Genomic DNA, 25,967 nt, shown 5'->3' on the forward strand with positions numbered 1-25,967 from the left:
GAGAGGAAAGAGCGGTTAGCCTGGTTGGAACCATCCTGTCGGATCGGGTCGGCCTCCTGCCGCAGCGCATGGCGAAAAGCCGCAGGAACCCGATGAGCGTGCCGGTTCGGGAGGTCTGCGTGCGGATCGAAACCGGCAAGATATTGCGCATCCTTTCCAACGATCTCGATGCTCCGGCTGAAGAGATCGCCGCGCTCTACAAGCGCCGCTGGGCGATCGAGTTGTTCTTCCGATGGGTCAAGCAGACGCTGAAGATCCGCCATTTCCTCGGCAATAGCGAGAATGCCGTGCGCATCCAGATCGCCGTCGCCCTGATCGCATACCTGCTGCTGCAGATGGCCAAGGCAGACCAGACCACCGTCGCAAGCCCGCTCGCCTTCGCCCGCCTGGTGCGCGCCAATCTCATGCACCGACGCAGGATCGACCGCCTGCTGCAACCCACCGGCAGTCCACCACACAGTCCCCACCAGATGAGCCTCCAATGGTGACCAAATTTAAACCGGACACCAGTGCCAGCATGCCGTACATGACGCCGATCAGCGTTTCGCTGAAGATCAGGCCGATATAGGTCCCCGCCCCCGTGTGGACTGCGGGATAGATCGTGTCCCAGAGAAGCGGCATGACCGCGATCGAGAGCGCGCCTGCGATGAAGACGCGCAGCTGTTCGGGCACGCGCGCCGACGAAAAACCCGGAAGAGCCAGGACACAGCCGCCGATCCGGCAAAAAACCAGAAACAGCGCGAGAACGGTCCCTTGCGGGTCTGTTATCATGAAATAGAGCCCAAAATCTTTATCTCGATGCCCTTGGCCAGTTCGACATGCGACAGGACCGGCAGCGTAGCGAACAGCCGTTCGATGATCATGCGCACATAGGAGCGTGTTTCCGGCGACGTGACAAGTGCGAATGGCAGGCCGCGATCCATGAACTCACGGATAACTTTGGTGGCCTGCTCACTGAACTCTTCGAGGCTGCGAGGATCGATGTCGAATTCGATCACTTCGCCCTTGGCGTCGCGCTTCAGCGCCTGATGGAAAGCGAGGTCCCATTTGCTGCCGAGTCTCAGCACGCGCAGCACGCCGTTGTCGGCGAGATCCCCGCAGAGCTGCTGAGCCATGCGGATGCGAACGTGCTCGACGATCTGCTCGGTCTTCCTGACATGCGGGGCGAGTTCTGCCACCGCTTCGAGGATGAGATGCAGGTTGCGAATCGAGACGCGTTCGGCGAGCAGCAGCTTCAGTACCGCCTGCAGGCCGGAATAGGACATGTGCGACGAGCAGATTTCGTCGGCAAGCTTCTTGTATTCGGGATCGAGCCGATCGATCAGCACCTTGACGTCCTTGTAGGACAGAAGCTGCGGCAGGTTGTTGCGGATGACCTCGCTCATATGCGTCAGCACGACGGACACGTTGTCGATCGGCTGGAAGCCCTCGCGTTTCAGATCGTCGGCGAAGTTTTCGAGGATCGAGACGGCCGGCATGCCGAATGCGGGTTCGCGGATTTCGTCGCCCGGAATGCTCGGCCGGCGGCCGGCGCCGGTGACGACGAGGACTTCGCCGACACGCAGCAGGTTCGAGGCCACCGTCGTGCCGTGGATGCGAATCTGGTAGGACTTCTCGGCGATGGCGATATCGTCCGTCACCTTGATCTCCGGCACGACGAAGCCGTATTGCGTGGCGAACTTCTTCCGCATCTTGCCGACGCGGAAGGCGAGTTCCTGATGGGCGCCGAGCAGGCGGGTCGAAACCATCTTGCCGAGCGCGAGCTCGATCTCCGAGGTGCGCAGCACCGACTTGACCGAGTCCTTCTCCAGCTCCTTGGTCTGGACGACCTTCTTTTCCTCCTGCTCGCGGCGAAGCTTGTTTTCAGCCTCGACCTGACGCGGAATGAACCAGGCGCCGAAGGCGAGAAGGCTGCCGAGGATCACGAAGGGGACAAAGGGCAGGCCCGGCATCAGGGCGAGCACGAACATCAGCACGGCCGAGACGGAAAGCGCGCGGGGATAGCCGCTCAACTGATTGACGACCGCCTGGTCGGTGGAGCCGGTGGTGCCGCCGCGCGAAACGAGAAGGCCAGCTGCGAGCGAAACGATGAGGGCCGGCATCTGCGAGACGAGGCCGTCACCGACGGAGAGCTTGACGAAGACGTCGGCCGCTTCGCCGATCGGCATGCCGTGGCGGAAATAGCCGATGATGATGCCGCCGAAGACGTTGATGGCGGTGATGATGAGGCCGGCGACGGCATCGCCGCGCACGAACTTCGACGCACCGTCCATCGCGCCGAAGAAGGAACTTTCCTCTTCGAGCTCCCTGCGCCGGCGCTGGGCTTCTTTCTCATCGATGATGCCGGCCGAAAGATCGGCATCGATCGACATCTGCTTGCCGGGGATGGCATCGAGAGTGAAACGCGCGCCGACTTCGGCGATACGCGTGGCGCCCTTGGTGATGACGATGAAGTTGATGGTGATGAGGATCAGGAAGACGATCAGGCCGATGACGAAGTCGCCGGACATGACGAGGCTTGCGAAGCCGGCGATGACGCCGCCCGCCGCATCGTGGCCTTCATTGCCGTGGGACAGGATGACACGGGTCGTCGCGATGTTCAGCGCCAGCCGGGTCATCGTCGCGATCAGCAGAATGGTCGGAAAGGACGAGAAATCGAGCGGCTTCTGGATCCACAGCGCGACCATCAGGATCAGCACCGAGAAGGCGATTGAGAAGGCCAGCCCCATATCGATCAGGAACGGCGGAATCGGCAGGAAGAGAATGCAGATGATGCCGATGATGCCGAGGGCAAAACCGATATCGCGCAGGCTCGGGGCGACTTTCGGAAGGGGGAGTGCAGGTGGTTGCGCCATGACGATTCCGTCTCTTCATGAGAGGAGGCGGACACGAGGTCCGCCCAATTCGGATCGAGAATTAAATGGCGAAGCTTGCGCGAAGGTGGGCTCAGAAGCCGGACTGGATGCGCGAGAAGACGAGATTGGTGAAAATGGAGATCTGCGAGCCGACGAAGGGGGCTGTGATGCCGACCACGACCAGCACGGCGACAATCTTCGGCACGAAGGTCAGCGTCGCTTCCTGCACCTGGGTCAGCGCCTGGATCAAGGCAATGACGAGACCCACCACCATCGCGGCGAGGACCGCCGGACCGGAGGCAATCAGCACGGTCCAGATCGCCGCTTGGAACAGATCCAATGCATCAGCTTCATTCATCCGAAGGCAACCTCATATCGCCTTGAGGCGGCCCCGCCATTGCCGGGCCGCGTTGGTTGGCATCAACAGGCGCGTCGGCGCCTGTCGCATCAGGAGCTGCTCGGAGCCTCGTCGGCAACAGTGATTCCCGCCTGCACGAGTATCTTACCGCCATCCGTGGTCGTCGCAATGATGCCGTCGGAATAAACCTTGACGGAATTGATGACGCCCTTGACGGTGCCGTCGGCGCTTTCCATGTACTTGCCGACATAGCTGCTGGCCTGGGTGAGGCTCGAGCTCGCCAGAAGCGTGTCCAGCTTGGTATTGGTCTGGATCGTCTGCTCGACCTGCGAGAAGGTCGCAAGCTGTGCCACCTGCTCGCTGGCGTCCATCGGATCGGTCGGATCCTGGTTCTTCATCTGCGCGATCAGCAGCTGAAGAAAGTTGTCGTAGTTCATTGTCGCTTTTTTGGTCGCACTCGACGTGCTCGTCGAGGTCGAGCTGGTTACGCTCGACGTTGCATCTACCGCCATGGTGCGATCTCCCTGCGAATCTGCTCGACCATGGTCGGCGGCATTTCGTGGTTGTTGAGGATATTGTCTTCGATGGCGTAGAGGCCGCGAATGGCCTTCAACGCATCGAAGGCACGGCCGGTCGAGACGAGCGCGTCGATGCGCTTCAGCTCGGCAAGGATTTCCTCATTCTTGAAGCAGGCGAGCAGCATGGTGATCGACTTGCGGAACATCGCCGTCGAATGGTCCTTGCCCTCGGGATTGATGAGGATCATCTGCGCGATGAAATAGAGCTGGCGCAGCGGCGTCGTGGCGCCTTCCGGCTGGAGGACGTGGTTTTCGAGAAGGAACGTCACATCATTCAGGAATTCCAGCGCGACCTTGCGGTCAACGCGCAGGACGGCGCCGTTGATGAAGATTCTTTCCCCGGCTTTCAGAGAAATGCGAAGTGTACTTTTCATTTAAGTCCATCCCTGATGATGGTGGTAACGTCGATAATGCCCTGGTAGTTATTAGACAGACGTTTTCTGATCCTGTCGCATTCCTTCAAGATCCAGATCGCGATCGAGATGAGGTTGGCCCTGAGCTCGATCTCCAGCTGGTTGTCGGGATGTTTCAGATCCTCGATGAAGCTGATCCACACCCGTCTCGTGTAAAACAGGGCTTCAATGGCTTCCCGTCCATATTTTTCCTTGTCGCGCGCCACCGACAGCAGTTCAATGGAGCGGTCGAGGACCTGCCATTCCCGCTCTTTCGCGTCGGCCACCGAGTCCTGCATGACTTCGGCATATGAGAACTGATACATTCATGCATCCTTCTTGATATCGCGCGCCTTTGCTCATCAAAGGTAGTTTACTAGACTCAACTGCTGGATCTTCGAAACGATCGTGTAGGCGGTTTCAAGCTGCGTTTCCAAAGTCTTGACGAGGGTCGAGGCTTCGTATGGATCGACGCCCTGCAGATCCACGAGCTTGTTCTTGATGATGTTCGACTGAGCGTCGAGCGCATCGTTGGACTTCTTGACACGTTCCTGGGAAAGGCCGAGCTGGCTTGCCTGGGTCACGAGGCCCGAGGTCGCCTTCGTCGTATAGCTGATTGCCTTCTTCGAAACCGTGCTCATCGCATCGGTGCTCAGGTTCTGGCCCAGCAGCGCCGAGGTCACGACCGAGGCAAGCGCGAAGTAGCGCATGCCTTCGGAATTGGCGTTGGTCGAGGATTCGATCACTTCCGAGTTGCTGATGCGGCTCGTCATGTTCTGGCTCGACGCCTGCGACCAGCCGGTCGTCGGGTCGGTCCAGGCGGTCTCGCTGAACATCGGCTCGACCTGAGTGGTGATGAAGGTGTCCATTTCGGCGCCGGTCAGTTGGTTGACCGGTTTGCCAAGACCCGTCGCATAAGTGTTCAACGCCGTAACGATGGCTGCGCTCGTCGCAGTCGTCTTGTCGGTCAGCGGCTGCACGTCGGTGTTGATGCCCGAGAACAGATATTCGCCGTTCACCATGGTATTGGACGTGTCCATCATCGTGGACAGGGCGCTGGTCGCTGACTGGATGGCGACCGTGATGCTGCCGGGATCGTGGCTGCCCTGGAGCGCCGTCAGCTTCGAAACGAGACCGTCGCCGACGTCCTTCATCTTGGAAAGGCCGAGCTGCGAGGATTCCATGCGCGCGGTCACAAGCGAATTGCTCGATTTGATCGAGTCTATCCTGTCGACCTCGCGGCTGAAATCCACGCTCCTGGCGGCATTGCCGCCGAGCGAGACACCGATATCCGCATAGACTCCGGTCGTTGCTTCCATCGTCGCCTTCGTCATCTGGTTCTGCGCCTGACGGATCGTCAGTCGCATCGCATTCTGAATGGCCGAACTTGAAATAAATGAGCTCTTCATGGCTTAACTCGCAATATCCAGCAACGATTTCAGCATTTCGTCAACGGCGTTCAGGATCTTGGTCGCCGCCTTGTAGGACTGCTCGATGTCGAGAAGCAGCGTCAGTTCTTCGTCGAGATTGACGCCCGTCTCGTTGGAATAAGCTTCATCGGAGCGCGACAACGCCGCCGATGTATTTTCCGCCGCCGTCGTGGCGTTGCTGCGGTACTGCTCGAGCCAGCCCAGGGAATTCGTGGCGTATTCCAGGATACTGACGTTCGAATCGATACCCGTGGTAGCGTCGAAACCGACCGGCGCTCCCGCTGCCGGGTCGAAATCGATGTCGGAACTCATCGCGGTATATAGGCGATCAAGTTCAGTTGTGTAGCCGCTGACGCCAGTTGTATTTTTGACGAGGCCGGTGGCGTTGACGCCGCCGTCACGCAGACGCATCGGATCGCCGCCCTGCGAGGTGATCACGCGGGTGCTGACGGTGATGCTCGCCGCCATGCCGGCGACGGCCGTGCCGCCGGTGTCCACGGTGCCGCCGCTCCAGGTGAAAAGGCCGGGAACATAGGCCGGGCCAACTGCGGTGTTCTGCTCCTTGAAGAGCGAGACCAGGCCGCGGGCGACTTCGTCGAGCTGCTTCTGGAAATTGGGAGCGATCTCATCGCGGATCTGCAGGAGCGACTGGAGGCTCCCCTGCCCCGTCGTCGTCGAGCCTTTGCCGAGCGGCAGTGCGACACCGTCGATATAGACGGAATTGCCGACGGTCGTGGCGGTATAGACATCCTGGGATTTGAACGTCACCTTGCGCGGGATCGTCTCGAAGAGGATCGTCCCATCAGGCGTGCTCAGCACCATGTCGTTATTGTCGCGCGTCGTCGCGCTGACGCCGACGATCTGCGAAATCTGTTTGAGGACCTTCTCACGTTCGTCGAGCGCGCCGGATGCATCCGCACCCGAAGCCGTGGCGGTCTTCACCGCATTGTTGGCCTTCTCGAACTCGCTCAGCAGCGTATTCAGCTTATCGACCGCGGTGCCGATCTGCTTGTCGGCGGTGGCGCGAACGTCCTGCACGGATTTCGACGCGTTGTTGAGCGAGGTAGCGACGTCCTGGGCTGCGGTGATAGCGCCCTGAGCGGCGACCGTGCTGCCCGGCGAGGTTCTGAAAGCCTGCAGCTTTTCCTGGAAAACGCCGAGATAGGTGGACGGCGACGTTTCGTAGTCGTTGCCGCCCATGATCGATTTCAGGTCCTCGAGACCGCCCAGCAAGGCCTGCTGGGCGCTGTCCTGAGAGGATGTCTTCAGATACTGGCGCAGCAGGGCATCTTCCTGTGCCCGGTTGATCTGGACGACCTGCGCCCCGTTCAGGGACGTGGTGAGCATCGCCTGCCGGCGCACGTAATCCTTGTTGCCCGCATTCGATATATTGTTCGATACGACACTGCTCTGCGTGCCGGTATTGTTGAATATGTTCTGTGCGGTATTAAGTGCGGACGTGAGCGACATGGCTTACCCGTTACCTTACTTATCTCTTGAGGTTGACGAGTACGTCCATGATGTCGGAACCCGTCTGGAAGACCTTGGAATTGGCGGTATAGCTGCGCTGCGATTCGATCATCTCGGTCAGCTCGCCGGCGAGGTCGACGTTCGAACCTTCCAGAGCACCCGATTTGATCGTGCCAAGGCCGTTGGTCTGCGGGAAGCCGGTGACGGTGACGCCGGACTGACCGTTGGCGCTGTAGACGTTGCCGCTCATCAGCGTCAGCTTGTCGGGGCTTGCGACGTTGGCGAGCGGGATACGGTAAAGCGGCTTGGTGCTGCCATCCTCGTACTTGGCGTAGACGATGCCGTCGCCGTCGATCGTCACATCCTTGACGGGGGTCGCCGCCTGGCCGTTCGGCGTGCCGGTGCCGGAGAAATCGGCGCCGAGTTGCGTCAAGCCGGAGAAATTCATGGCGATCGTCTGGCCGGTCACACCATCGGTAATCGTGACGGCGCCGCTCGATGTCATCTTGCCGTTCGCATCGAAAGTGAGCGATCCGGTTCCGACTGCGCCACCCGCGCTGTAAGGGAAGGATGTAGTGCCGCCAACCGCCGCGTTGGCGTTGCGGAACATCGCGACTTCCCAGGTGGCCGCAGTCGCGGGAGGGGCCGGCGGCGGCGCTGCCGCGACCGAGGTTTTCGTGAAATAGAAGTCGTACATCACTTTATTGCCGAGACGGTCATAGGCGACCATCGAGACCTTCTTGGTATCGGCCGTGGTGGTGGCAAGGTTGGCGCTCGGGACTGTCGCAGGCGCGACCGGGATATTGGCGTTGGAATCGAGATTGCCCTTGAAGACACCCGAGGTCGAGGCGATGGCGGTCAGGCCATCCTGGCTGACGTTGACGGGAACGAGGCCGTCGAAGCCGTTGACGACGACTGCGGGGGAGCCGGAATTGTATGAATAGCCCATCAGCTGGAAGCCGGCTGCGTTAACGAGGTTGCCTTCGTCGTCCTTCTGGAAGTCGCCGGCGCGGGTCAGGACCGGCGTGCCGTCAGGACCCTGGACGATGAAGAAGCCGTCGCCCGAAATGGCGAGGTCGGTGGTCGACGTTGTGTAGGAAATGTCACCCTGATCGGAGACGGCCTGGCGGACAGAGGTCTGAACGCCGCCGGAATTGTAGTTGCCGCCCGAGGAAGGCAGAACGAGCGACGAGAAGCTCGTCGACACGGCCTTGTAGCCGGTGGTGTTCACGTTGGCGATATTGTCGGCGACGGTGCTGAGGCGGTTCGCCTGCGCGTTCATCCCCGATACTGCCGTCTTCATGCTGCCGAAAATGCTCATCTGAAAACCTCGTTTTACCTGTTAAGCTCAAGAGTATTTGGCGGGCCTTGCGTGAAGCTGTCTGTGATGCGGACAGCGAGGCCAAATATCCAGGTTCAGCCGGGCGCTTCCGTCCGGCTGAAAAAATCAAGCCCAATCAATGCAGTAACCAAGGAAGCGCTTGGAATCGACCGGGTCGACGCCGAGCTTCTTGCGCAGCTTCTTGCGCAGCTTCGAGATGTGGCTTTCGACGACGTTCTCCTCGACCTCTTCATCGAAGATGCCGTAGATGGCGTTGAAGATCTGGGTCTTGGTAACCCGGCGACCGCGGTTGGCGATCAAATATTCGAGGATGCGGCGCTCGCGCCGGGGAAGCGCGAAGACCTCGCCGTTGATCTCGGGATCACGGCCGTCCGAAAAGACGCGGATCGCACCGATATCGGTGTAGTTGGTGATCGCCTTCAACCGGCGGCGAATGGCCGCCGCCCTTGCGAGAATTTCGCGGGGGTGAACCGGCTTGCGCACCACGTCGTCGACGCCGCAATCGAAAAGCGCAAGGGTGTTTTCCAGCGAGGGCTGATCGCTGACCGCGATCACCGGCGCCATCGACCGATCCCGGATCGCCCGGGGCAGTTCCAGATTGCGCTGGCCCTGGCCGATCAGGAAAGCCTCGACGGCCGCAATGTCGGAATCCGCGGCGGTCTGCACCCACTCGCCGAATTCCGCTGGATCAAAGCCGGTGGAGGGAATGCCCTCACGGCCAAACAGAGATGTGTATCCATCTTTCACGAGCTCACGCTCATCAACCACTACGATCATTCGTCCGCCTCCGAATCAGTGTGGCACTTCGATGATCTATGGGTACGAATCGCACGAATCGGCGACAACTCGTTAAAGTTAATGGCAGAAATTAATAATTGATTAAGATCCGGGTGGCGATTTGATCTATATCTAGTAGGCGCCCATATTTATGCACACAAAAATTTCGTGGAAAAGTTAACGCTCTCTTAATTATGACTTGCGCACGGGATTCGTGCCGGATTCCTGCCATATTGTGACACAGTTTCGTCACAATACCCATCTTCAATTTTTGATTGAATTAATTCTGGCAGAAGTTACTCGCATTGGGAGTCCACTTGCCATAGCCGGTAGCGACCAGATTGGAGATGACGCGGCAGACATATCGCTTCTGGGCAGGGTCATTGTTCGGCCCGGCATGGTATCTGGCTACCGCCATCGTCCATGTTTCGTGACGATCATGCAGGTTGCGGAGGAATTTTGCTGCGTATTCCACGTTGCGATGAGGGTCGAACATATCCTCGGCGGAGCCGAAATTCTCGCCGTGATAATAGTGGTTGATCTGCATGCAGCCGATGTCGATGAGCTTCGCCCCGCTTCTGCGGGCGACATCGAACTGCTTCATGGCGTCCTGCTCGGAGGGGGGAAAGATTGCCTTGCCTTCGACATTCATGGCGTAAGGATAGAGCGACCCCTTGCGGCCGGTCTCCGTCAGACCGACCGAATAGAGGATGCCCTCCGGGATGCCGTATTTGGCCGCTGCCGACTGGATCTCGCGTTCGCAGGCGCCCGTGGAGGCCGACGCCTCAGAGGTAAACGCCGCCAGCGCTGCCGCTGCCAGGCCGGCCAGCAGAAACCTCTTCAATCCCGGTCTCGCCTGCGCCATTGAAGCCTCCGTCCGTCCGCTGCGCCGTCTGATAGTGGCGCTCGCGCGCCTCGCCGCCCTGCCCCTGCTGGGCAAGCGACTGCTGGGAGCCCTGGCCCTGGCTGCCTGCCTGATTGCCGGCATCGGCACGCTCGACCGGCGCCATGCTGACGGTGACATTCTCGATCGTGTAACCCTGGCTGCGCAGAGCTTCGAGAATCTTGCCGTGATCTTCCTTCAACTGACGATAAGCCGCGCCCGTCTCGACCTTGAGATCGACGTTCAGCGCATCGCCGGACAGGCGCATGGTCGCTGTCACCAGACCGAGATCGATCGGGTTCATCTGGATCTTCAGCGTATTGACCACCTTGCCGGTGCTCGTCCATTCCGCCGCGTTGGAAAGCGCCGAGCTCGGTTGCATGGCGCGCGCCCATTCGGAATCGCCGGAGAGGGCCGCCGTGACGGCTGCGGAATTCGAGTTCTGCGCCAGACCTATATAGCGGCGTGATTCGAGGACCGAAACATTTTCGAGATCGGCCTTCTTGGAGCCATCCTTCGACTCGGCTTGATCCGCGCCGATATGCATATCCATCGATACGCCGCGGCCATCGGCGCGGCTGATCCTGAACGTCCTGCCATCGGTGGCGTCGGCATTTTCCGCTCCGGCAAGCCCGACGTCGTCCGCCTTGCCGCTCTCGGCGCTACTGACGGCCGCCAGCGCGTCGGACGCATGGCCGCCAAGCTTGGCGTCGGCGCGGTCGATCTTCTTGTCGCCTGTTGCCGCTTCATCGGCCTTGGCGGACGCCTGATGCGCGACGACTGCGCCGGACAAAGCCACGGCACTTTCGGCAGGGTCCTGCTTCAACAGGCCGAGGACATCGGAAATTCCGCCGTCGTCATCCCCGCTGCTATCTTTATCCGTATCCGCTTCCAGTGCGTCGGTCTTGGCATGCTTGACGCCCTTGGTCGCCTGGGCGACCTCGGCTGCTGCGCCGTCATTCGGATCGAGCTTGCCGAAGGCCAGATCGGCCGGCATTTTCGTCTGGTTCTTGGCGAGCTTGGCCGTAACCTTTCCGACATTGGCCAGATCGGTGATCGTTTCCGGTTCCACGTCAGCCTGCGCCTTCAGCGCGGCATCGCTGAGATCGATCAATGGCTTTGCGCCGCTGCGGCCGCGGATCGCCCGCGCCGCCTTTTCGGCCGCGCCTTCGGCAATCACGCCCTGGTCCGGCTGTGTCTCATCGGCCTGGTCGTTGGCCGAACCGCCGTTCGCCTTGGCAAGCACATCGGAGAATCCGTTCTTCTGGTCGGCAGCATCAGCCTTTCCGGCCTGGCGCGAAGACTTCGCTGCCGCCTCAGTACCTGGGGCTCCGCCCGAGACGCTCATATCCATCATTTTAATTGCCTTCCTGCGCCAGAAGACTGTCGATCTGGTCGAGTCTGGATCGACTGGTCGTCACAAATGCGTTGAATGAGGGGTCGGTATCCTGGCTCTGGCCAGTCGATGCCACACCTCCTGGAACAGGCTCGGGATGTGCGCTTGGCGCTCCCGGTTGCGTGGCTAGAGCCGCAGCCTTTTCAGAAGTGATTTCTTGATGATCATCATTAGGGTTGGATGCTTGCGTCAGGCTTGCCGGATCGGGAGCGCGCAGGATCTGCTCGGCGACGGATCTCGCCGCCTCCTGAAGCGCCTGATCCCGCGGCGAAAGCGCATTGCCGTCGATACCGCTGACATTTTTCGCCGCCCGATCGATGTCGTCGGTCGGCAAGCCGGCCATGCCGCCGTAGAAATCGGCAAGCGGGCCGAAGGCATTGTCGGTGCCGGCGCCGAGCGATTGCACGCGTTCCACCGCCATGCGCGCCAGTTCCGGCTTGCCTGATATTGCGGCGGCGCGCGCGATGCGCAGATAGACCTCGCGCTGGCGTGGAGCATCCATGAAGGACAGAATGTCGATAACATCCTGCGGCTTCACATCATGATCATGATCGACGACGAGCTTGACGAAGAGATCCGCGAACTGGCCGGCATAGGGCGAATGCAGGAAGCGCCTGATATAACGCTGCGAATAGGCTAGCCCCCTGTCGAGCATACCCTTGTCGAGGCAGATTGCGACGGAGCGGCGCAACGCCGCCTCCTCGACGATCGTACCCGGCGCGGCGAGACGCGCCTGGTCGTAAAGATCCAGTGCGTCCGTCGGTTTCGTCGCGATCAGCACGTTGCCACCGATCAGCGCAAGATAGGGGCCGATCTTCTTGTCGCGATACTCGCCTGCCGTCTCCTCCAGCGTCTTTGCGACGAGAAGGCCTTTGCCGCTCAGATATTTGCGCAGCACATCGGTAACACGGTTGTCGAAATAGCCGTTGACGTCGTGGGCGATCAGATATTCGAGCGTCTGGGGATTGCCGCCGCTCATCGCGTAGATCAATGCGGCATCGACATTGCGATCGTCGTCGAAGACCGAGGGATCGACGGTGCGCAGCCGCTGATCGATCGTGCCCAGCATGAAACGCTGCATCTCGCCAGCCGAATGGTCGCCGGCAGCCACGGAATCCTGAACGAATTGCAGCGACCGCAGCATCTTATACGGCGCAAGGTCGTCCGGATCCTCAGCATTGCCCGCGGCCGGCGAGAATATCGCCAGGCCGAGAGCCACAAATCCGAGGTAGCGATGCTGACGACGCGCCATCCGACTATCCTTAATCCGCCTGCACCAGAATCTCGATCCGGCGGTTGGCCGCGTCGAACGGATCGGTCGTCACCTTCAGCCGGCGGTCGGCGAAGCCGGAGACCTGGGATATACGCTTCTCGTCGAGCCCGCCGCGCACCAGCATGTAATAGGCGCTCTGGGCGCGATCCATCGAAAGCCGCCAGTTCTCGTTCTGCGTCCCTTTATATTGGCGCCCGTCCGTGTGGCCGCGGATGGCCACAGCCCCGCCCCTATCCTTCAGTATCTCGCCGATCTTGCCCATGGCGAGCACCATTTCCTGGCGCGGAACCGCGGAACCGATGTTGAACATCGAGTCGTCGTTCTGGTCGGAGATGCTGACGAGAAGGCCGCCTTCGGCCGCCGTCACGGTCAAACCTTCTGCGAGTTTGCCGGCAACCCCGCCGATCTGCTGGGCGATCTGCTGCTGGAGCTGCTTTGCTTCTTCCTGCTGCTCCGCTTCCTTCTGCTGCTCTTCCGTCTTTGCCGCGCTCTTGTCCGCGTCCTTCTGATGATCGGCGTCCTTTTGCGCGTCGGCCTTCTTGTCGTCGGGCGTCTTGCCAGCCGCCTTGCCATCCCCTGCTTCGGCCGCGTCCTTGGCCGCTTTCTGGTCGGCCGGCGTCACCGGCTTAACGTCCTCGGGCTTCACAATCTCGGCCTTGGCGATCTCGGTTGTCTCGCTCGGCTGCTCATCGCTCTTGCCGGGAGGCTGTGACTTGCCGGCCGTCGTGACCTCGACCTGCTTCGTCCAGAAATCCGGATCGAAGGGGTCGCGATAGGCTTCGCCGCCGTCGGCGCCGGTGGCAGGACCGGAATCGGCCGCGCCGCCATCGCCCTTGGCGCTGACATTTGCCTGCTGGCCGACTTCCTGCGCGATCTCGGCGAGAACCGAATAGGGATTTTCGAAGAAATCGGCTTCAGAATAATTGGTATGGTCGCCTGAGGTCGAGGTCTGGTCGTCACCGTCCGCGGCGGACTTGCCCTCGGTCGGATTTTCTTCCTTCTGCTTCGACTTTTCCTGCTTCTCCTCGCCCTCGTCATTTTTGACAGGCTTCTTCAGGCCCTTCTCGGTCGGCTTTTCGTCGGCAAGCTTGATCGGGTTGAAATAGGTCGCGACCGCAGCCTTGGTCTCCTCGTTGGCGGCATTGACCAGCCACATGACCAGGAAGAACGCCATCATCGCCGTCATGAAGTCGGCATAGGCAATTTTCCACGCACCGCCATGGGCGCCATCGTGATCGCCGCCGCCATGTCTCTTGACGATGATGATCTCGTTCTTGCCGTGGTGGTGGTTTTCGCCTTCACTCATTCGAGAACTTTCTTCAAGCTGGCCGCCCAGGCGGACATACGGGTGACGATGACGGATTCGCCGATTTCGACGGCAAGATCGATATCATCGGTCTCAATGTGGCGAACCGCTCCGGCATGGTCGCCGAGCTCGGTCTTTAACCTGTCGAAAAGCCGTACCGGCCCCCTGACGACGATCGGTCCGGCAGCGCCTTCGAGGATCGCGTCGCGCAGCAGCGCGGCAAGGTTTTCGGCAGCCTTGGCCGCGAGCGCTTCGGTCATGACGGGCGCGATGGCAGCTGCGGCGCCGGCGCTGACCAGTTCGGCGACCTCTTCGGCAATATCCCGGATACGGGACGCAATGACCGCCGCCGCCTCGACTTCGTAACGAAGCTTCAGTTCCTCGAGCTCACGCGCATGGACCTCTGCCAGTGCCCGCGCCTCGAGTTCGTATTTCTCGGTCAATTCCGCAGTTGCCGCCGCATGGCCTTCCGCATAGGCCTCGCGGCGCTCCGCCTCGACGTCGATCGCCGGTTCGCTCGGCATTTCAGGAAAACCATTGCCGGCGAAATCATCCACGTCGATGATCGGCGCCGGCGATTCCGGTTCGCCGAAATCCTTCAAATACCGGGAAAGCGAAATGCTCATAAAACCATCCAGCATTCGCGAGGCATGCAGCATGCCTGCCCCGCTCTAAACGACCTTGCGCGCCGTCATGCCCTCTCGAAACGGGCAAGGGCTTGACCTTGCACCGGCACGGATTCGGACGATGCCTTCATGCCGGAAACTAGGAAGTCAAACTTGCGCGAGGATGAATGGCCCTGCCGCCATCCGTAATCGCGCCCTCCCCTATTCCAGCAGAATGAGGATCTTGCTTGACGCCGTATTGAGGATCGAGATCGCTTCGACGGCCATCTGTTTCTGTGTTTCGATCGCCTTCTGGCGGATCGAAGCCTCATCCATGTCGGTATCGACGAGCGCGCCGACGCTCTTGTCGATCGAATCGGACAGGTTGGCGGTATAGTCGACCTGATCGTCGATGCGCGCCTTCATCACGCCGATGGAAGCGGCCGTCGTCGTCAGTGAGGAGAGCAGCGCGTCGGTCACGTCGAGCATGTCGGCGAGCTGCGCGTCGGTCGTGTTCTTGCCGATCGCAATCTCCGTACCCGTCGCCGGCGTCGTCGAATTGGCGTTCAACAGGTAGTAGTTGCGGGGACCCGTCCCGCTGTTGTTGATTGCCTGGGCGTCGACCGGTTTGGTCAACAGGCCGCCGCTGGCATTGTTCTTGTCGATGAGGATGGTCTGCGACGAGGGGAAATCGATGCTCTGGGCCTGATACTCGCCGGTCGGCGCGCGCACGAAGCCGGAGATTACAGACCATGTCGGCGGGGCGGCCGCATCACCATTCAACAGCCAATTTTCACCCGCAAACGATGTCGATTCGACGACCGTCTGCAACTGCTGCTTATATTCGCTGATCTCGGCATTGATCTTATCCTTGTCGGTGCCGGGCTCTCTTGCCGAAACCAGCTTGGTGCGGATCTGGGTGATGAGATCGATCGCTGAATTCATCGCCGTATAGGTCGCATCCACCTTGGCGGCGCCGAGGCCGAGCGCATCTCCGATCGTGCCGAGATTGGTGCTGTCCGAGCGCATGACGGTCGCGATCGACCAGTAAGACGCATCGTCGGCGGCCGTTTCGATACGATATCCCGAGGAAACTTGCTGCTGGGTCTGGCTGGCTTCTTTGTTGATGCTGCGCAGCACCGCAAGCGCATTCACCGCGGCCGCGCTGGTAATCTTAACGGTCATCGACAGGGTCTCGGAATAAGATGAAAGGGCAGGCCGGATTGCCGGCGGCGACGGAAGTGGCGTCATGCCTCCGGCAGGTTCCACCGGCTTGTCGCAAAAGAGCAAATCAACTCAAAGCGAAGTTAACTCGATATCAACCTGTTCGGCAAGAGCGGAGGACCGAACGTGCCGCGCCTATTCCACCGCCAACTAACATATTGTAATAAAAAGAAAAACCGCGCCTTTTCGGGCGCGGTTCGAGAGGCTTTTCGTTTGCCCCCGGACGAGGGCGCAAGATTCGGTCCAGCTTCAGTGTCCGACTTAGCTGCGGAAGAGCGTGAGGATGTTCTGAGCGCTGGAGTTGGCGATCGACAGCGACTGGATGGCCAGCTGCTGTTGTGTTTGCAGCGCCGTCAACTTGCTTGATTCCTCTTCCATATCGGCATCGACGAGGCGGCCAACGCCCGAGTCGATGGAGTCACTGAGGGAAGCGACGAAGTTTTCCTGCAGGTCGATGCGAGTGGAAATCGAGCCGAGCTGCGAGGCCGCCTTGGTCATTGCTTCCAGGCCGGCTTCAATCGCCGTCAGAGCCATGGAGATTTCGGTCGAGCCGAAGCTGGTGATATCCATCGTGTAGATCGAACCGATCGTGCCGCTTGATGTGCCAATAATGCCGGAGGTCGTCTCGATCGCTCCAACCGAAGTCATGCCGAACAGGACGTTGCCCATCGAACCCGAGCTCAGGACGTAATCCGTGGTCTTGACTGAAACATTGCCGTTGCCGTCACGAACGAAGGTCGAAACGACGCTCTTCGTGGAATTGCCTGCAACCCAGTTTTCGCCGGAGAAGGAGGCCGACTGAGCGATACTCATCAGCTGCGCCTGCAGCTGCTTGATCTCTTCCTGCACCTTGGTCTTGTCGACACCCTTTTCGGTCGCTGCCACGATCTTCGACTTGATCTCGCTGATGACGTCGATCGCGCTGTCCATGGCGGAATAGGCGGTATCGACCTTGGCGGCGCCGAGACCGAGCGCGTCGGACACGGCCGACAGAGCCTTGTTGTCCGAACGCATGGTCGTCGCAATCGACCAGTAGGCGGCGTTGTCGGCTGCTTTTTCGACGCGGTAACCCGACGATACGTGATTCTGTGTATCTTCAAGGCTGCCGTTGATGCCGCGGAGCGTCTGAAGAGCGGCCATTGCCGCAACGTTGGTCAAAATGCTGGACATGAAAGTGATTGCCCCTAGTTGGCTGATGGGAAAAGGGACATTCCGGAAAGCCACCGGGAACGGGGATCAGCCTCATGCCTGTTAACCGGTTCTTAAATTTGGTTAACTCGCCGTCTCGTTGACCCGAGAAAACAGCATTATGGTTAATCAATAGTTAATGAAAATAAAAAAGCCGCGCTCCATCGAAGCGCGGCTTGATTCCGGAGGCCCACCGGATGACCGGCGGGCCGATGTTTGCGCGGGCTATTAGCCGCGGAACAGCGTGAGGATGTTCTGCGAAGAGGAGTTCGCGATCGACAGCGACTGGATCGCCAGCTGCTGCTGGGTCTGCAGGGCGCTGAGCTTGGAGGATTCTTCTTCCATGTTGGCGTCGACGAGACGGCCGACACCGGAGTCGATCGAGTCGCTGAGCGCATTGACGAAGTCTTCCTGCAGGCCGATGCGCGTAGAGACCGAGCCGAGAGCAGCGCCGGCGCTGGTCATGGCCTTCAGAGCCGATTCCACGTTGGTCAGAGCCGTCTGGATCTGGCCGAGCGTGAAGTTGGTGATGCTCATCGAGTAGATCGAGCCGGTCGCGCCCGTCGAAGTGCCGAGGATGCCGGTGGAGGTTTCGACCGAGCCGCCGCTCATGCCGAACAGGACGTTGCCCATGGAGCCGTTCGAGAGGACGTAGTCGGTCATCTTGACCGAAACGGCATTCGAGGCGTCGCGGACGAAGGTGGAAACGACGCTCTTGGTGCCGTTGCTGCCGGCAACCCAGTTTTCGCCTGAGAAGGAGGCCGACTGAGCGATGCTCAGGAGCTGCTGCTGCAGCTGGCTGATTTCTTCCTGAACCTTGGCCTTGTCGACGCCGTTTTCCGTTGCAGCAACGAGCTTGGCCTTGATGTTGCCGACGACATCGATGGCGCTGTCCATGGCGGCGTAAGCGGTGTCGACCTTGGCGGCGCCGAGGCCGAGAGCGTCGGAAACGGCCGAGAGAGCCTTGTTGTCCGAACGCATGGTCGTTGCGATCGACCAGTAAGCAGCGTTGTCGGAAGCCTTGCCGACGCGATAGCCGGACGAAACGTGCGCCTGGGTTTCCTGGAGGCCCTGGTTGATGCCACGGAGAGTCTGGAGGGCTGCCATTGCAGCGTTATTGGTGTTGATGCTCGTCATAGTTTGCTTGCCCCTTGTTGGCAGATTTTAAAAAGGGACATTCCGGATTTTGGCCGGCCCACAGCGATCAGCATCATGCCTGTTAACCATCTCTGTTAGGGTTAACTCGCCGTTTCGATGGGCCTAGAAAACAGCAAGATGGTTAAGGAAAGCTAAACTTGAAATCAAAATTTCGTAAAAATATCCGATACTTAGGGAGATTTTTGTTAACCTTATTTTAAAACATTTCGCGGCCGGGGATGACCCGGCCGCGAAACTTGGAAACCTTGTGCCGGCCGCTCTTAGCGGAAGAGCGACAGGATGTTCTGCGAAGAGGAGTTCGCGATCGACAGCGACTGGATCGCCAGCTGCTGCTGAGTCTGCAGGGCGCTGAGCTTGGAGGATTCTTCTTCCATGTTGGCGTCGACGAGACGGCCGACACCGGAGTCGATCGAGTCGCTGAGCGCGTTGACGAAGTCGTCCTGGGCGTCGATACGCTTGGAGAGCGAGCCGAGAGCAGCGCCGGCGCTGGTCATGGCCTTCAGAGCCGATTCAACGTTGGTCAGAGCCGTCTGGATCTGGCCGGCGGTGAAGTTGGTGATGCTCATCGCGTAGATCGAGCCGGTCGCGCCCGTCGAAGTGCCGAGGATACCGGTGGAGGTTTCGACCGAGCCGCCGCTCATGCCGAACAGGACGTTGCCCAAAGAGCCGCTCGAGAGAACATAGTCGGTCGTCTTGATCGAAACGGCGTTGGAGCCGTCGCGGACGAAAGAGGAAACGACGCTCTTGGTGCCGGCAGCACCGGCAACCCAGTTTTCCCCGTTGAAGGAAGCCGACTGAGCGATGCTCAGGAGCTGCTGCTGCAGCTGGCCGATTTCTTCCTGGACCTTGGCCTTGTCAACACCGCTTTCCGTTGCAGCAACGAGCTTGGCCTTGATCTCGCCGACGACATCGATGGCGCTGTCCATGGCAGTGTAAGCGGTGTCGACCTTCGCAGCGCCTACGCCGAGAGCGTCGGAAACGGCCGAGAGAGCCTTGTTGTCCGAACGCATGGTCGTTGCGATCGACCAGTAAGCAGCGTTGTCGGAGGCCTTTTCAACGCGGTAACCGGAGGAAACGTGGTTCTGCGTCTGGTTGAGGCCCTGGTTGACGCTACGCAGCGTCTGGAGAGCGGCCTGTGCGGAAGAATTCGTGTTAATGCTTGTCATAAGTCTGTCCCCTGGAAAACTAGATACAAAAAGGAGGACATACCGGACTGTAATACCGGCGATGACGGACCAGCTTCATGCTACTCGGCGCCTGTTTGTTTTGGCCCAAACCCGTCATGTCCAAGGCAATCTCGCAGCCAATGCTTGCCAACTTCTTAAAAATACGGGTGCTCTACCTGCCCTCACACGGCATAGTTAATGGCTCCTCACAAGGCGTAGTTAATGGCTGCTGAAAAGCAACCTTTACCGGCAAGAGTAGGCGCTTTTCTGGGACAAGCGAAGCCTCCAGGACGAGCGGGCGCTCACCGCGCCACCGGTTTCAAGCAAGCTTCGAATGCGAGTGTGGCAGATGCCGGGATAGCATTATCGGACCGATCCCCCATTTTCGGGGAGGACGGCCCGTGCGCGCGTCGGCAATCGGCAGCCACGCCAGAACATTTCCTTCACGGAGTTGGGTTTTGAACAGCAAAGTTTCGTTCTCTGCGGCATCCAAGGATTACCAGATGGGCCGCTACACACAGTCCCTGGCGACGCTCAACCAATTGATGGATATCCAGCAGGATGCCAAGACCTATGCGCTGCTGGCCAAGAACCTCGTGCAGCTCGGCTTCAAAGCCGATGCCGCGAAAGCCTATGGCCTGGCCGGCAACTGCGAAGGACCGAATTCCTACGAATATCTGAAGCAGGCGGCCAAGCTCTACTACGAGACCGGCAACGAGGATGAGGCGCTGCTGATCGCCATGCGCAACCTGACCAAGGCGCAGGAAGATGCGGAACTCGCATTCATCATCACCGCGATCTATCTGAAACGCCAGCAGCGGGATATCATCAGCCCGTTCAAGACCGTGCTGGCGGAGAGCATGAATCCCGACCACGTCCGCCTGGCAGCCCTGCTGCTCGGCGACGATCTCCATGACCCAACGAACCAGAAGCTCGCGCGCAGCCTCTTCAAGCGCTTTCCCGGCAACGTCGCGTTCCGTTTCCTCCATCTTGTTTTCCTCCGCGAATTCAATGAGTTCGAAGAAGCCAGCAAGCATCAAGGCATGATCGACGAAGCCCTTGCGAAAGGCGATATCGAAATCCTGCGCAAGGACAATCCGTTCTATCATCTGCACTGGTGCGGGAACGAGGAACACAATCAGCATGCGACGATCGGCACCACGCCCCTCAACCAGGAACGGGTGGCCTTCCGCCGCAACCAGCCGCACAAATGGTCTGACAAGATCCGGATCGGTTACATGTCATCCGACTTCTGGGATCGCCACGCAACGATGAAGCTCTTGCAGCGCATCCTGGAACTGCATGACAAAGACCGTTTCGAGGTCACGCTATTCTGCCATACAGGCCCGGAATTCCTGAAGCACAACGATACCGACCGCAGCCGCTGGGGCAGGATCGTGGACGTTCACGGCTTCTCCGATCAGGCAATGCTGGAGGCGGTGCGTGAGCATAATATCGACATCATGGTCGACCTGAAGGGCCATACGTCAGGCAGCCGCGCGACGGCCTTCAATCTGCCGCTCGCACCGGTGCATGTCGGCTGGCTGGGTTTTCCGGGCAGCACCGTCAATATCGACCTCGACTATGTCATCGGCGACCATTCGGTGCTGCCCGACATGGCAAAGCCGTTCTATCATGAGAAGTTCTGCCGGCTTCCGGAGAGCTACCAGCCGAACGATCCAATGCATCGCCCGAAGCCGCGTCCGGTCACGCGTGAACAGCTTGGCCTGCCGGAAGAAGCTTTCATCTTCGCGTCCTTCAACGGCAACCGTAAGATCACGCCGGAGACGATCGACAGCTGGTGCCGGATTCTCAAGCGGGCGCCGAACAGCGTACTGTGGCTGATGGCGAATACACCGCGCAACCAGGCGAACCTCCTGAAGCAGTTCCAGACGGCGGGCATCTCCGCCAAGCGGATCATCTTCTGCCCGCGCGCGCCCTACGAAGACCATATCAGCCGCCAGCAGGCAGCCGACCTCGGCATCGACACCTTCCCCGTCAACGGCCATACGACCACCTCCGAGCAGCTTTGGGGCGGCCTGCCTGTCTTGACCGTCAAGGGCACAAACTTCGCCTCACGCGTCAGCGAGAGCCTGCTCAGGGCAATCGACCTGCCTGATCTCGTCGCAGCCGACCTGCAGGCCTATGAGGACCTTGCCGTGGAACTGGCGCAGAACCCGGAGCGGATCGCCGAATACAAGGCGCATCTGAAGGAGAAGCGTTACATCGCGCCGCTCTTCGACGCCGAGCGCTTCTGCCATCATCTCGAGCAGGCCTATGAAACCATGGCCGAGCGCGCCAAGCAGGGCCTCGCACCCGATCACCTGGACATTCCGGCGTTGCCGCCGCGCACGGCGCCCTTCGCTGCCGAGTGAGACTTTTCAATCCGCACGAAAAACCCGCCGGATCGCTCCGGCGGGTTTTTCTATTCGCGATGAAAATGGACGGCAACCGGTCAGCTGAACGAGCGCACCAGGCTGCCGACGAGCAGGTTCCAGCCGTCGATCAGCACGAAGAAGAGAATCTTGAAAGGCAGCGAGATCGAAGTCGGCGGCAGCATCATCATGCCCATCGCCATGGTGATGGTGGCGACGATCAGATCGATGACGAGGAACGGCAACACGACGAGAAAGCCGATCTCGAAGCCGCGGCGAATCTCGGAAATCATGAAGGCCGGGATCAGCACGCGATAGTCGACCGGATCAGTCGTCTGAATATTCTGGCCGCGCTCGCGCGCCAGATCGACGAAGAGCGCCAGATCCTTGTCGCGAGTATTTGCCGTCATGAAGGTGCGGAACGGTTCGGCAATCCGCTGAACGGCCTCGGTCTCGTTGATCTGGTTGGCAAGCAGCGGCTGCACGCCGTTCTGCCAGGCCTGGTCGAAAGTCGGCGACATGACATAGAAGGTCATGAACAGCGACAGCGACAGAAGGATCATGTTGGAGGGCGTAGAGGAGAGGCCCATCCCGGAACGCAGGATCGAAAAGGCAATGATGAAGCGCGGGAAGCTCGTCACCATGATGAGGATGCCCGGCGCGACCGAAAGGACGGTCAACAGGCCGAACGTGCGGATGATCCAGGCGGCGACGGAGCCGTCGACCGGCACGTTTAACAAATCAGTCGGCAGCTGCTGGGCCACCGCCAGTTCCGGTACCACCATCATGGCGGCAAGGAAAACTATGAATCGAATCATTCGATGACAAATGTCCTGAACATGACCTTCGATACCCGCCCTTTCGAGCGAAGGTCAACACGTTCCTGCAGGTCATCCTTGAGATATTGAAAGCCCCGCGGCCCCTCGATCTGCTGAAGGGAAACGGTTCTGATATAGGCGAGGATATCCTGGTGAATATCCTCGGAAATCTTGACATCCGGCGGCCCGTTGAACAGCAGCGCGACTTCGAGTCGCACCCAGTTCTCCGAGGGGTAAGCGAGGTTCGACGTGATCGGCTCGAGCTGGACGACGTTGTTCTCTTCGGTCGAGATGCGCGCCAGGCCTTCTTCGGCCTTTTTCTTGGCCTCGGTGTCCTTGGCCAGCTCGGCGTCCTTGGCGCCCTTGATGTTGGGCGCGACGATCGTGCCGACCGCCCAGCCGCCGCCGGCGCCGAGGAGGGTCAGAACGACCACGCCGATGATCGTCATCAGGGAGCCCGATTTCTTCGGTTGACCTGCGGCTGCGTCTGGCTCTGCCATCGTCGTTCAACCTCAAAGCGGCGAGAAAAGGTCGACGGCCTGCTGGCCGCGCGGAGGCTGCTGCACTTCCATCAGACGGCCGCGGCCGCCATAGGAAATGCGGGCTTCGGCGATCTTGTCGTAGGAGATCTGGTTGTCGGCATTGACGTCCTGCGGGCGAACGATACCGGCGACGTTCAGGATGCGCAGTTCCTGGTTCAGACGCACCTCCTGCGAGCCCGAGATGACGAGGTTTCCGTTTTCCAGGATGCCGGTGACGACGGCCGCGACCAGGAGGGTGATCTTGTCGGTGCGCTCGATCTTGCCCTTGCCGTCAGTGCTGGTGTCGGAACCGTAGGTCAGGTCGGTCTTGGACTCTGGTGTCCAGCCGAAGATCTGGGCGTTGACATCCCAATTCATGCCGCTCGAATTCGAGCGGCTGCGGTTGGTCTCGTTGTCGAAGGAAGCCTTGTCGTTGATCTGGATGTCGACGGTCAGGATGTCGCCGACGTTAAGCGCGCGCGCATCCTTGAAAAGAGCGGCCTGCGAATCGCTCCACAGCGAATAGCCCTGCGCGACGGCGCGCGGCTGCTTCGGATAGAGCGCCATCTGCGGCGTCTGGCCGTAAGCCAGGCCGCTGCCGATCGGGCTCATGGCAGGCGCGCGGCCGATCTCGCTGACCGCCGTCGGAGTCTGGCAGCCTGCAAGGAGTGCGAGGGCGGCGATCGCAGCCGTGAGACGCATATTCATGAAGGATCCTTCGACGTATTGGGATCGGACGCACTGGCGATGATGTTGGCGATGACCGCAGCCTTCTGCGGATCCATCTCGTTGAGGATGAGGCTCGACTGGCGCGGCCCGAGCCGCATGATAACGGCGGAGGCCACTTCGATCTTCATGTCCTGCAACTGCAGTGCCGCCGCGTCCGGCTTCATCTTCTTGTAGATTTCGGTGAGGCCGGCTTCCGCCTGCTTCAGGAAATCGTCGCGGCGCTTGAGCCAGTCCTGATACTCGGCCTTGCGCTTGTCCATCTCGGCCATGCGGGCGTCGATGTCGGCGCGAAGCCTTTCCAGTTCCTGCTTCTGCAGGAGATAACGCTGGTCGCGGGCGGGATCGGCAATGTTCGTGCAGAACTGCTTGATCTCGTCCTGAGAGGTGATCGCGCCTTCCGGATGCTCCTGCGCGAAGGCGCCGGGGATCGACAGAAGAACGAGGCCTGCCGCCGGCAGCGCCAGCCGGCGCAGCAGCTGCAGGACCGTCATATCAAGGTTGATGATACCAATCATTGCAGCACAAGCTCCGCCTGGAGGGCGCCCGCCGATTTGATGCCCTGGAGAATGGCGATGATGCCATCCGGTTTTACGCCGATATTGTTGAGGCCGGCGACGAGGGTTCTGAGGTCGGGGCCATCGATGATGGCGACGCGTCCGCCGGTCTGCTCCGCCGCGATATCGGTCTGCGGTTGGACGGCGGTCCGGCCGCGCGAGAAGGGCTCAGGCTGGATGATCTGCGGCGTTTCGGTGACCTGGACCGTCAAGGTGCCGTAGCTGACGGCGACCGGCGAGACGCGAACGTCCGAGCCGATGACGATCGTTCCGGTGCGCTCGTTGATGACGACCTTGGCCGGCGTGTCGGTTTCGACGATGAGATTTTCGATGTCGGCCATCAGCCTGGTGAGATCGGCCGCGCGCGGCTTCTGGACCACCACTTCCTGCGAATCCTTCGCCTCCGCCACCGGGCCGCCGAAGCGCGCCGAGGCGTAACCGTTGACGATGTCGGCAATGCGAATCGCAGTGGAGAAGTCGGGATTGCGCAGTTGCAGGACGAGGTTGACCGAGTCCTTGAAGCGGGACGGCAGTTCGCGCTCGATGATCGCGCCGCCGGGCACGCGGCCGGCGGTGGTGACGCCTTCGGTCACAGTCGCCGCCTGGCCTTGCGCCTGAAAGCCGGAAACGATGACGGCGCCCTGCGCGACGGCATAGATCTGGCCATCGGCGCCAGAGAGAGAGGTCATGACGAGCGTGCCGCCGCGCAGCGACGTCGCGTCGCCGAGCGAACTCACCGTGACGTCGATGCGGCTGCCGGGGCTTGCAAAGGGCGGCAGGTTGGCGGTGACCATCACGGCTGCCGTGTTCTTGGCATTGGACTGGCCGCCCTGCGTCGAGATGCCGAGGTTCTGCAGCATCGCCCGCATCGACTGTTCGGTAAAGGGCGAAGAGCGGAAACCGTCGCCGGTTCCCTGCAGGCCGACAATGAGGCCGTAACCGATCAGCTGGTTGTCGCGGCCGGCCTGGAGGGAAGCGATGTCCTTGATGCGGGACGTTAGCGCCCAGGCGGGCGCGACATCGGCCAAACTCATGGCGAGAACCGCGACAAGGGTAAGGAAACGGAAGAACAATTTCATTTTGCCCTCACATGGACCGTGCCGTCCGCAAGCACCGTGCCGCTGACGATGACGCCGGAATCCATATTGCGTGCGCGGATGAGCTGCCCCGTCGCGCCGTCTTCGAGCGGCGTGCCGGCGGCGGAGATCGTCATTGCGCCGAGAGAGAAGACCAGGCGGATCGAAGAGCCGCGCGTCACCGTATAGGGCTCGCGCAGCGCCGAAACCGAAATCGTGCGGCCCGGCAGCAGCGTGCGCTTGGAAACCATGCCTTCGACCTGCGAGATCGATTTGGCATAGTCGCCGGCGAGGTTGGGATTGGTGACCTCGACTTCCTGAAGCTGGCTGCCCGACAATGTGTCGCCGGGGTAGATGATCGTCGTCGGGACGACGGCATAACCCATGCCGGCATCCGCATTCACGGGCAAAACGATGCCCGCGATTGCGATCGTGGCTGCCGCCACCCATCCTGAGATGCGTCCTACCCGGCAAAACATCATGTTTCGGCCCT

The 25,967-nt window shown here is 60.3% G+C and carries 26 protein-coding genes and 1 pseudogene; 2 read left to right on the forward strand and 25 right to left on the reverse strand.

From position 1 onward, the window contains the following. Nucleotides 1–488: transposase (locus QD408_RS21230; RefSeq protein ID WP_414140668.1), on the forward strand; the 488-nt coding region annotated here is incomplete at its 5' end. Between the two features lies 1 nt (nt 489). Here QD408_RS21230 and QD408_RS21235 read toward each other — a convergent pair. The 19 genes and pseudogenes from QD408_RS21235 to QD408_RS21325 form a co-directional block, all read right to left on the reverse strand. Beyond that, nucleotides 490–771 (reverse strand): annotated as a pseudogene (locus tag QD408_RS21235) (flagellar biosynthetic protein FliR); the annotation flags it as partial. Further along, on the reverse strand, nt 768–2,855 hold the full coding sequence (flhA, locus tag QD408_RS21240; RefSeq protein WP_088680457.1) for a flagellar biosynthesis protein FlhA: 2,088 nt from the start codon (nt 2,853–2,855) through the stop codon (nt 768–770). The pseudogene QD408_RS21235 and the gene flhA, both read right to left, overlap by 4 nt. 91 nt (nt 2,856–2,946) lie before the next feature. Then, on the reverse strand, nt 2,947–3,213 hold the full coding sequence (fliQ, locus tag QD408_RS21245; RefSeq protein WP_011424049.1) for a flagellar biosynthesis protein FliQ: 267 nt from the start codon (nt 3,211–3,213) through the stop codon (nt 2,947–2,949). An 89-nt stretch (nt 3,214–3,302) separates the two neighbouring features. Then, complete coding sequence (gene flgD / locus QD408_RS21250) at nt 3,303–3,725, reverse strand: flagellar hook assembly protein FlgD (RefSeq protein WP_414140669.1); 423 nt, start codon at nt 3,723–3,725, stop codon at nt 3,303–3,305. Next, nucleotides 3,716–4,165: a flagellar biosynthesis repressor FlbT gene (gene flbT / locus QD408_RS21255; protein ID WP_085736226.1), complete on the reverse strand. Its 450-nt coding sequence runs from the start codon at nt 4,163–4,165 to the stop codon at nt 3,716–3,718. The genes flgD and flbT overlap by 10 nt, the downstream gene beginning before the upstream one ends. Continuing rightward, the gene (flaF, locus tag QD408_RS21260; RefSeq protein ID WP_088680455.1) at nt 4,162–4,509 is read right to left on the reverse strand and encodes a flagellar biosynthesis regulator FlaF; all 348 of its coding nucleotides are present in this window, start codon (nt 4,507–4,509) and stop codon (nt 4,162–4,164) included. Before flaF ends, flbT begins: the two co-directional genes overlap by 4 nt. Before the next feature lie 36 nt (nt 4,510–4,545). Further along, nucleotides 4,546–5,592 (reverse strand): flagellar hook-associated family protein, encoded by a 1,047-nt coding sequence (locus tag QD408_RS21265; RefSeq protein WP_088680454.1) that lies wholly within the window; start codon nt 5,590–5,592, stop codon nt 4,546–4,548. Between the two features lie 3 nt (nt 5,593–5,595). After that, nucleotides 5,596–7,083 (reverse strand): flagellar hook-associated protein FlgK, encoded by a 1,488-nt coding sequence (gene flgK, locus QD408_RS21270; protein ID WP_088680453.1) that lies wholly within the window; start codon nt 7,081–7,083, stop codon nt 5,596–5,598. Between the two features lie 19 nt (nt 7,084–7,102). Further along, nucleotides 7,103–8,404 (reverse strand): flagellar hook protein FlgE, encoded by a 1,302-nt coding sequence (locus QD408_RS21275; protein WP_088680452.1) that lies wholly within the window; start codon nt 8,402–8,404, stop codon nt 7,103–7,105. A gap of 126 nt (nt 8,405–8,530) precedes the next feature. Then, nucleotides 8,531–9,202, reverse strand: coding sequence for a transcriptional activator Rem (gene rem / locus QD408_RS21280; RefSeq protein WP_088680451.1), 672 nt, complete (start codon nt 9,200–9,202; stop codon nt 8,531–8,533). Between the two features lie 280 nt (nt 9,203–9,482). Continuing rightward, entirely contained in the window at nt 9,483–10,067 is a 585-nt protein-coding gene (locus QD408_RS21285) for a lytic transglycosylase domain-containing protein (RefSeq protein WP_414140670.1), read from the reverse strand. Continuing rightward, entirely contained in the window at nt 9,988–11,442 is a 1,455-nt protein-coding gene (locus tag QD408_RS21290; RefSeq protein ID WP_414140671.1) for a flagellar hook-length control protein FliK, read from the reverse strand. Before QD408_RS21290 ends, QD408_RS21285 begins: the two co-directional genes overlap by 80 nt. Nucleotide 11,443: 1 nt before the next feature. Further along, nucleotides 11,444–12,733, reverse strand: a complete 1,290-nt coding sequence (gene motC, locus QD408_RS21295; protein WP_088680448.1) for a chemotaxis protein MotC — start codon at nt 12,731–12,733, stop codon at nt 11,444–11,446. Nucleotides 12,734–12,743: 10 nt separating this feature from the next. After that, complete coding sequence (locus QD408_RS21300) at nt 12,744–14,060, reverse strand: MotB family protein (protein ID WP_414140672.1); 1,317 nt, start codon at nt 14,058–14,060, stop codon at nt 12,744–12,746. Beyond that, complete coding sequence (locus tag QD408_RS21305) at nt 14,057–14,686, reverse strand: hypothetical protein (protein WP_088680821.1); 630 nt, start codon at nt 14,684–14,686, stop codon at nt 14,057–14,059. The genes QD408_RS21300 and QD408_RS21305 overlap by 4 nt, the downstream gene beginning before the upstream one ends. 201 nt (nt 14,687–14,887) lie before the next feature. Then, on the reverse strand, nt 14,888–15,850 hold the full coding sequence (locus QD408_RS21310; RefSeq protein ID WP_088680820.1) for a flagellin: 963 nt from the start codon (nt 15,848–15,850) through the stop codon (nt 14,888–14,890). Between the two features lie 300 nt (nt 15,851–16,150). Then, nucleotides 16,151–17,059: a flagellin gene (locus tag QD408_RS21315; protein ID WP_088680446.1), complete on the reverse strand. Its 909-nt coding sequence runs from the start codon at nt 17,057–17,059 to the stop codon at nt 16,151–16,153. Between the two features lie 246 nt (nt 17,060–17,305). Beyond that, complete coding sequence (locus QD408_RS21320) at nt 17,306–18,214, reverse strand: flagellin (protein WP_088680445.1); 909 nt, start codon at nt 18,212–18,214, stop codon at nt 17,306–17,308. A gap of 281 nt (nt 18,215–18,495) precedes the next feature. Continuing rightward, nucleotides 18,496–19,401, reverse strand: a complete 906-nt coding sequence (locus tag QD408_RS21325) for a flagellin (RefSeq protein WP_088680444.1) — start codon at nt 19,399–19,401, stop codon at nt 18,496–18,498. 401 nt (nt 19,402–19,802) lie between these two features. Here QD408_RS21325 and QD408_RS21330 point away from each other — a divergent pair, with 401 nt between their 5' ends. Beyond that, nucleotides 19,803–21,776, forward strand: coding sequence for a glycosyl transferase (locus tag QD408_RS21330; RefSeq protein ID WP_414140673.1), 1,974 nt, complete (start codon nt 19,803–19,805; stop codon nt 21,774–21,776). Between the two features lie 80 nt (nt 21,777–21,856). On the opposite strand, the gene fliP is transcribed toward QD408_RS21330, so the two are convergent. From fliP to flgA, 6 genes are read right to left on the reverse strand one after another with little or no spacing between them, the layout of a single operon-like run. Continuing rightward, a complete protein-coding gene (gene fliP, locus QD408_RS21335) occupies nt 21,857–22,594 on the reverse strand; it encodes a flagellar type III secretion system pore protein FliP (protein ID WP_088680442.1) in 738 nt (245 codons plus the stop codon). Continuing rightward, nucleotides 22,591–23,094 carry a flagellar basal body-associated protein FliL gene (gene fliL / locus QD408_RS21340; protein WP_414140674.1) on the reverse strand — a complete coding sequence of 168 codons (504 nt, stop codon included), beginning with the start codon at nt 23,092–23,094 and terminating at the stop codon, nt 22,591–22,593. Before fliL ends, fliP begins: the two co-directional genes overlap by 4 nt. Before the next feature lie 12 nt (nt 23,095–23,106). Beyond that, the gene (gene flgH, locus QD408_RS21345) at nt 23,107–23,823 is read right to left on the reverse strand and encodes a flagellar basal body L-ring protein FlgH (RefSeq protein ID WP_088680440.1); all 717 of its coding nucleotides are present in this window, start codon (nt 23,821–23,823) and stop codon (nt 23,107–23,109) included. Continuing rightward, the gene (locus tag QD408_RS21350; protein ID WP_088680439.1) at nt 23,820–24,359 is read right to left on the reverse strand and encodes a MotE family protein; all 540 of its coding nucleotides are present in this window, start codon (nt 24,357–24,359) and stop codon (nt 23,820–23,822) included. Before QD408_RS21350 ends, flgH begins: the two co-directional genes overlap by 4 nt. Further along, entirely contained in the window at nt 24,356–25,477 is a 1,122-nt protein-coding gene (locus tag QD408_RS21355) for a flagellar basal body P-ring protein FlgI (protein ID WP_088680438.1), read from the reverse strand. The genes QD408_RS21350 and QD408_RS21355 overlap by 4 nt, the downstream gene beginning before the upstream one ends. Then, entirely contained in the window at nt 25,474–25,956 is a 483-nt protein-coding gene (gene flgA / locus QD408_RS21360; protein ID WP_088680437.1) for a flagellar basal body P-ring formation chaperone FlgA, read from the reverse strand. The genes QD408_RS21355 and flgA overlap by 4 nt, the downstream gene beginning before the upstream one ends. Nucleotides 25,957–25,967 lie beyond the last annotated feature (11 nt).

Origin of the sequence: Rhizobium sp. BR 249, from assembly GCF_047445895.1 — a bacterium.
In the GTDB taxonomy this organism is placed as follows: Bacteria; Pseudomonadota; Alphaproteobacteria; order Rhizobiales; family Rhizobiaceae; genus Rhizobium.

Coding starts and splice junctions, on each gene's coding strand:
- flhA (WP_088680457.1), bottom strand. CDS start 2,855: ATGGCGCAACCACCTGCACTCCCCCTTCCGAAAGTCGCCCCGAGCCTG.
- fliQ (WP_011424049.1), bottom strand. CDS start 3,213: ATGAATGAAGCTGATGCATTGGATCTGTTCCAAGCGGCGATCTGGACC.
- flgD (WP_414140669.1), bottom strand. CDS start 3,725: ATGGCGGTAGATGCAACGTCGAGCGTAACCAGCTCGACCTCGACGAGC.
- flbT (WP_085736226.1), bottom strand. CDS start 4,165: ATGAAAAGTACACTTCGCATTTCTCTGAAAGCCGGGGAAAGAATCTTC.
- flaF (WP_088680455.1), bottom strand. CDS start 4,509: ATGTATCAGTTCTCATATGCCGAAGTCATGCAGGACTCGGTGGCCGAC.
- QD408_RS21265 (WP_088680454.1), bottom strand. CDS start 5,592: ATGAAGAGCTCATTTATTTCAAGTTCGGCCATTCAGAATGCGATGCGA.
- flgK (WP_088680453.1), bottom strand. CDS start 7,083: ATGTCGCTCACGTCCGCACTTAATACCGCACAGAACATATTCAACAAT.
- QD408_RS21275 (WP_088680452.1), bottom strand. CDS start 8,404: ATGAGCATTTTCGGCAGCATGAAGACGGCAGTATCGGGGATGAACGCG.
- rem (WP_088680451.1), bottom strand. CDS start 9,202: ATGATCGTAGTGGTTGATGAGCGTGAGCTCGTGAAAGATGGATACACA.
- QD408_RS21285 (WP_414140670.1), bottom strand. CDS start 10,067: ATGGCGCAGGCGAGACCGGGATTGAAGAGGTTTCTGCTGGCCGGCCTG.
- QD408_RS21290 (WP_414140671.1), bottom strand. CDS start 11,442: ATGATGGATATGAGCGTCTCGGGCGGAGCCCCAGGTACTGAGGCGGCA.
- motC (WP_088680448.1), bottom strand. CDS start 12,733: ATGGCGCGTCGTCAGCATCGCTACCTCGGATTTGTGGCTCTCGGCCTG.
- QD408_RS21300 (WP_414140672.1), bottom strand. CDS start 14,060: ATGAGTGAAGGCGAAAACCACCACCACGGCAAGAACGAGATCATCATC.
- QD408_RS21305 (WP_088680821.1), bottom strand. CDS start 14,686: ATGAGCATTTCGCTTTCCCGGTATTTGAAGGATTTCGGCGAACCGGAA.
- QD408_RS21310 (WP_088680820.1), bottom strand. CDS start 15,850: ATGACCGTTAAGATTACCAGCGCGGCCGCGGTGAATGCGCTTGCGGTG.
- QD408_RS21315 (WP_088680446.1), bottom strand. CDS start 17,059: ATGTCCAGCATTTTGACCAACGTTGCGGCAATGGCCGCTCTTCAGACG.
- QD408_RS21320 (WP_088680445.1), bottom strand. CDS start 18,214: ATGACGAGCATCAACACCAATAACGCTGCAATGGCAGCCCTCCAGACT.
- QD408_RS21325 (WP_088680444.1), bottom strand. CDS start 19,401: ATGACAAGCATTAACACGAATTCTTCCGCACAGGCCGCTCTCCAGACG.
- fliP (WP_088680442.1), bottom strand. CDS start 22,594: ATGATTCGATTCATAGTTTTCCTTGCCGCCATGATGGTGGTACCGGAA.
- fliL (WP_414140674.1), bottom strand. CDS start 23,094: ATGGCAGAGCCAGACGCAGCCGCAGGTCAACCGAAGAAATCGGGCTCC.
- flgH (WP_088680440.1), bottom strand. CDS start 23,823: ATGAATATGCGTCTCACGGCTGCGATCGCCGCCCTCGCACTCCTTGCA.
- QD408_RS21350 (WP_088680439.1), bottom strand. CDS start 24,359: ATGATTGGTATCATCAACCTTGATATGACGGTCCTGCAGCTGCTGCGC.
- QD408_RS21355 (WP_088680438.1), bottom strand. CDS start 25,477: ATGAAATTGTTCTTCCGTTTCCTTACCCTTGTCGCGGTTCTCGCCATG.
- flgA (WP_088680437.1), bottom strand. CDS start 25,956: ATGATGTTTTGCCGGGTAGGACGCATCTCAGGATGGGTGGCGGCAGCC.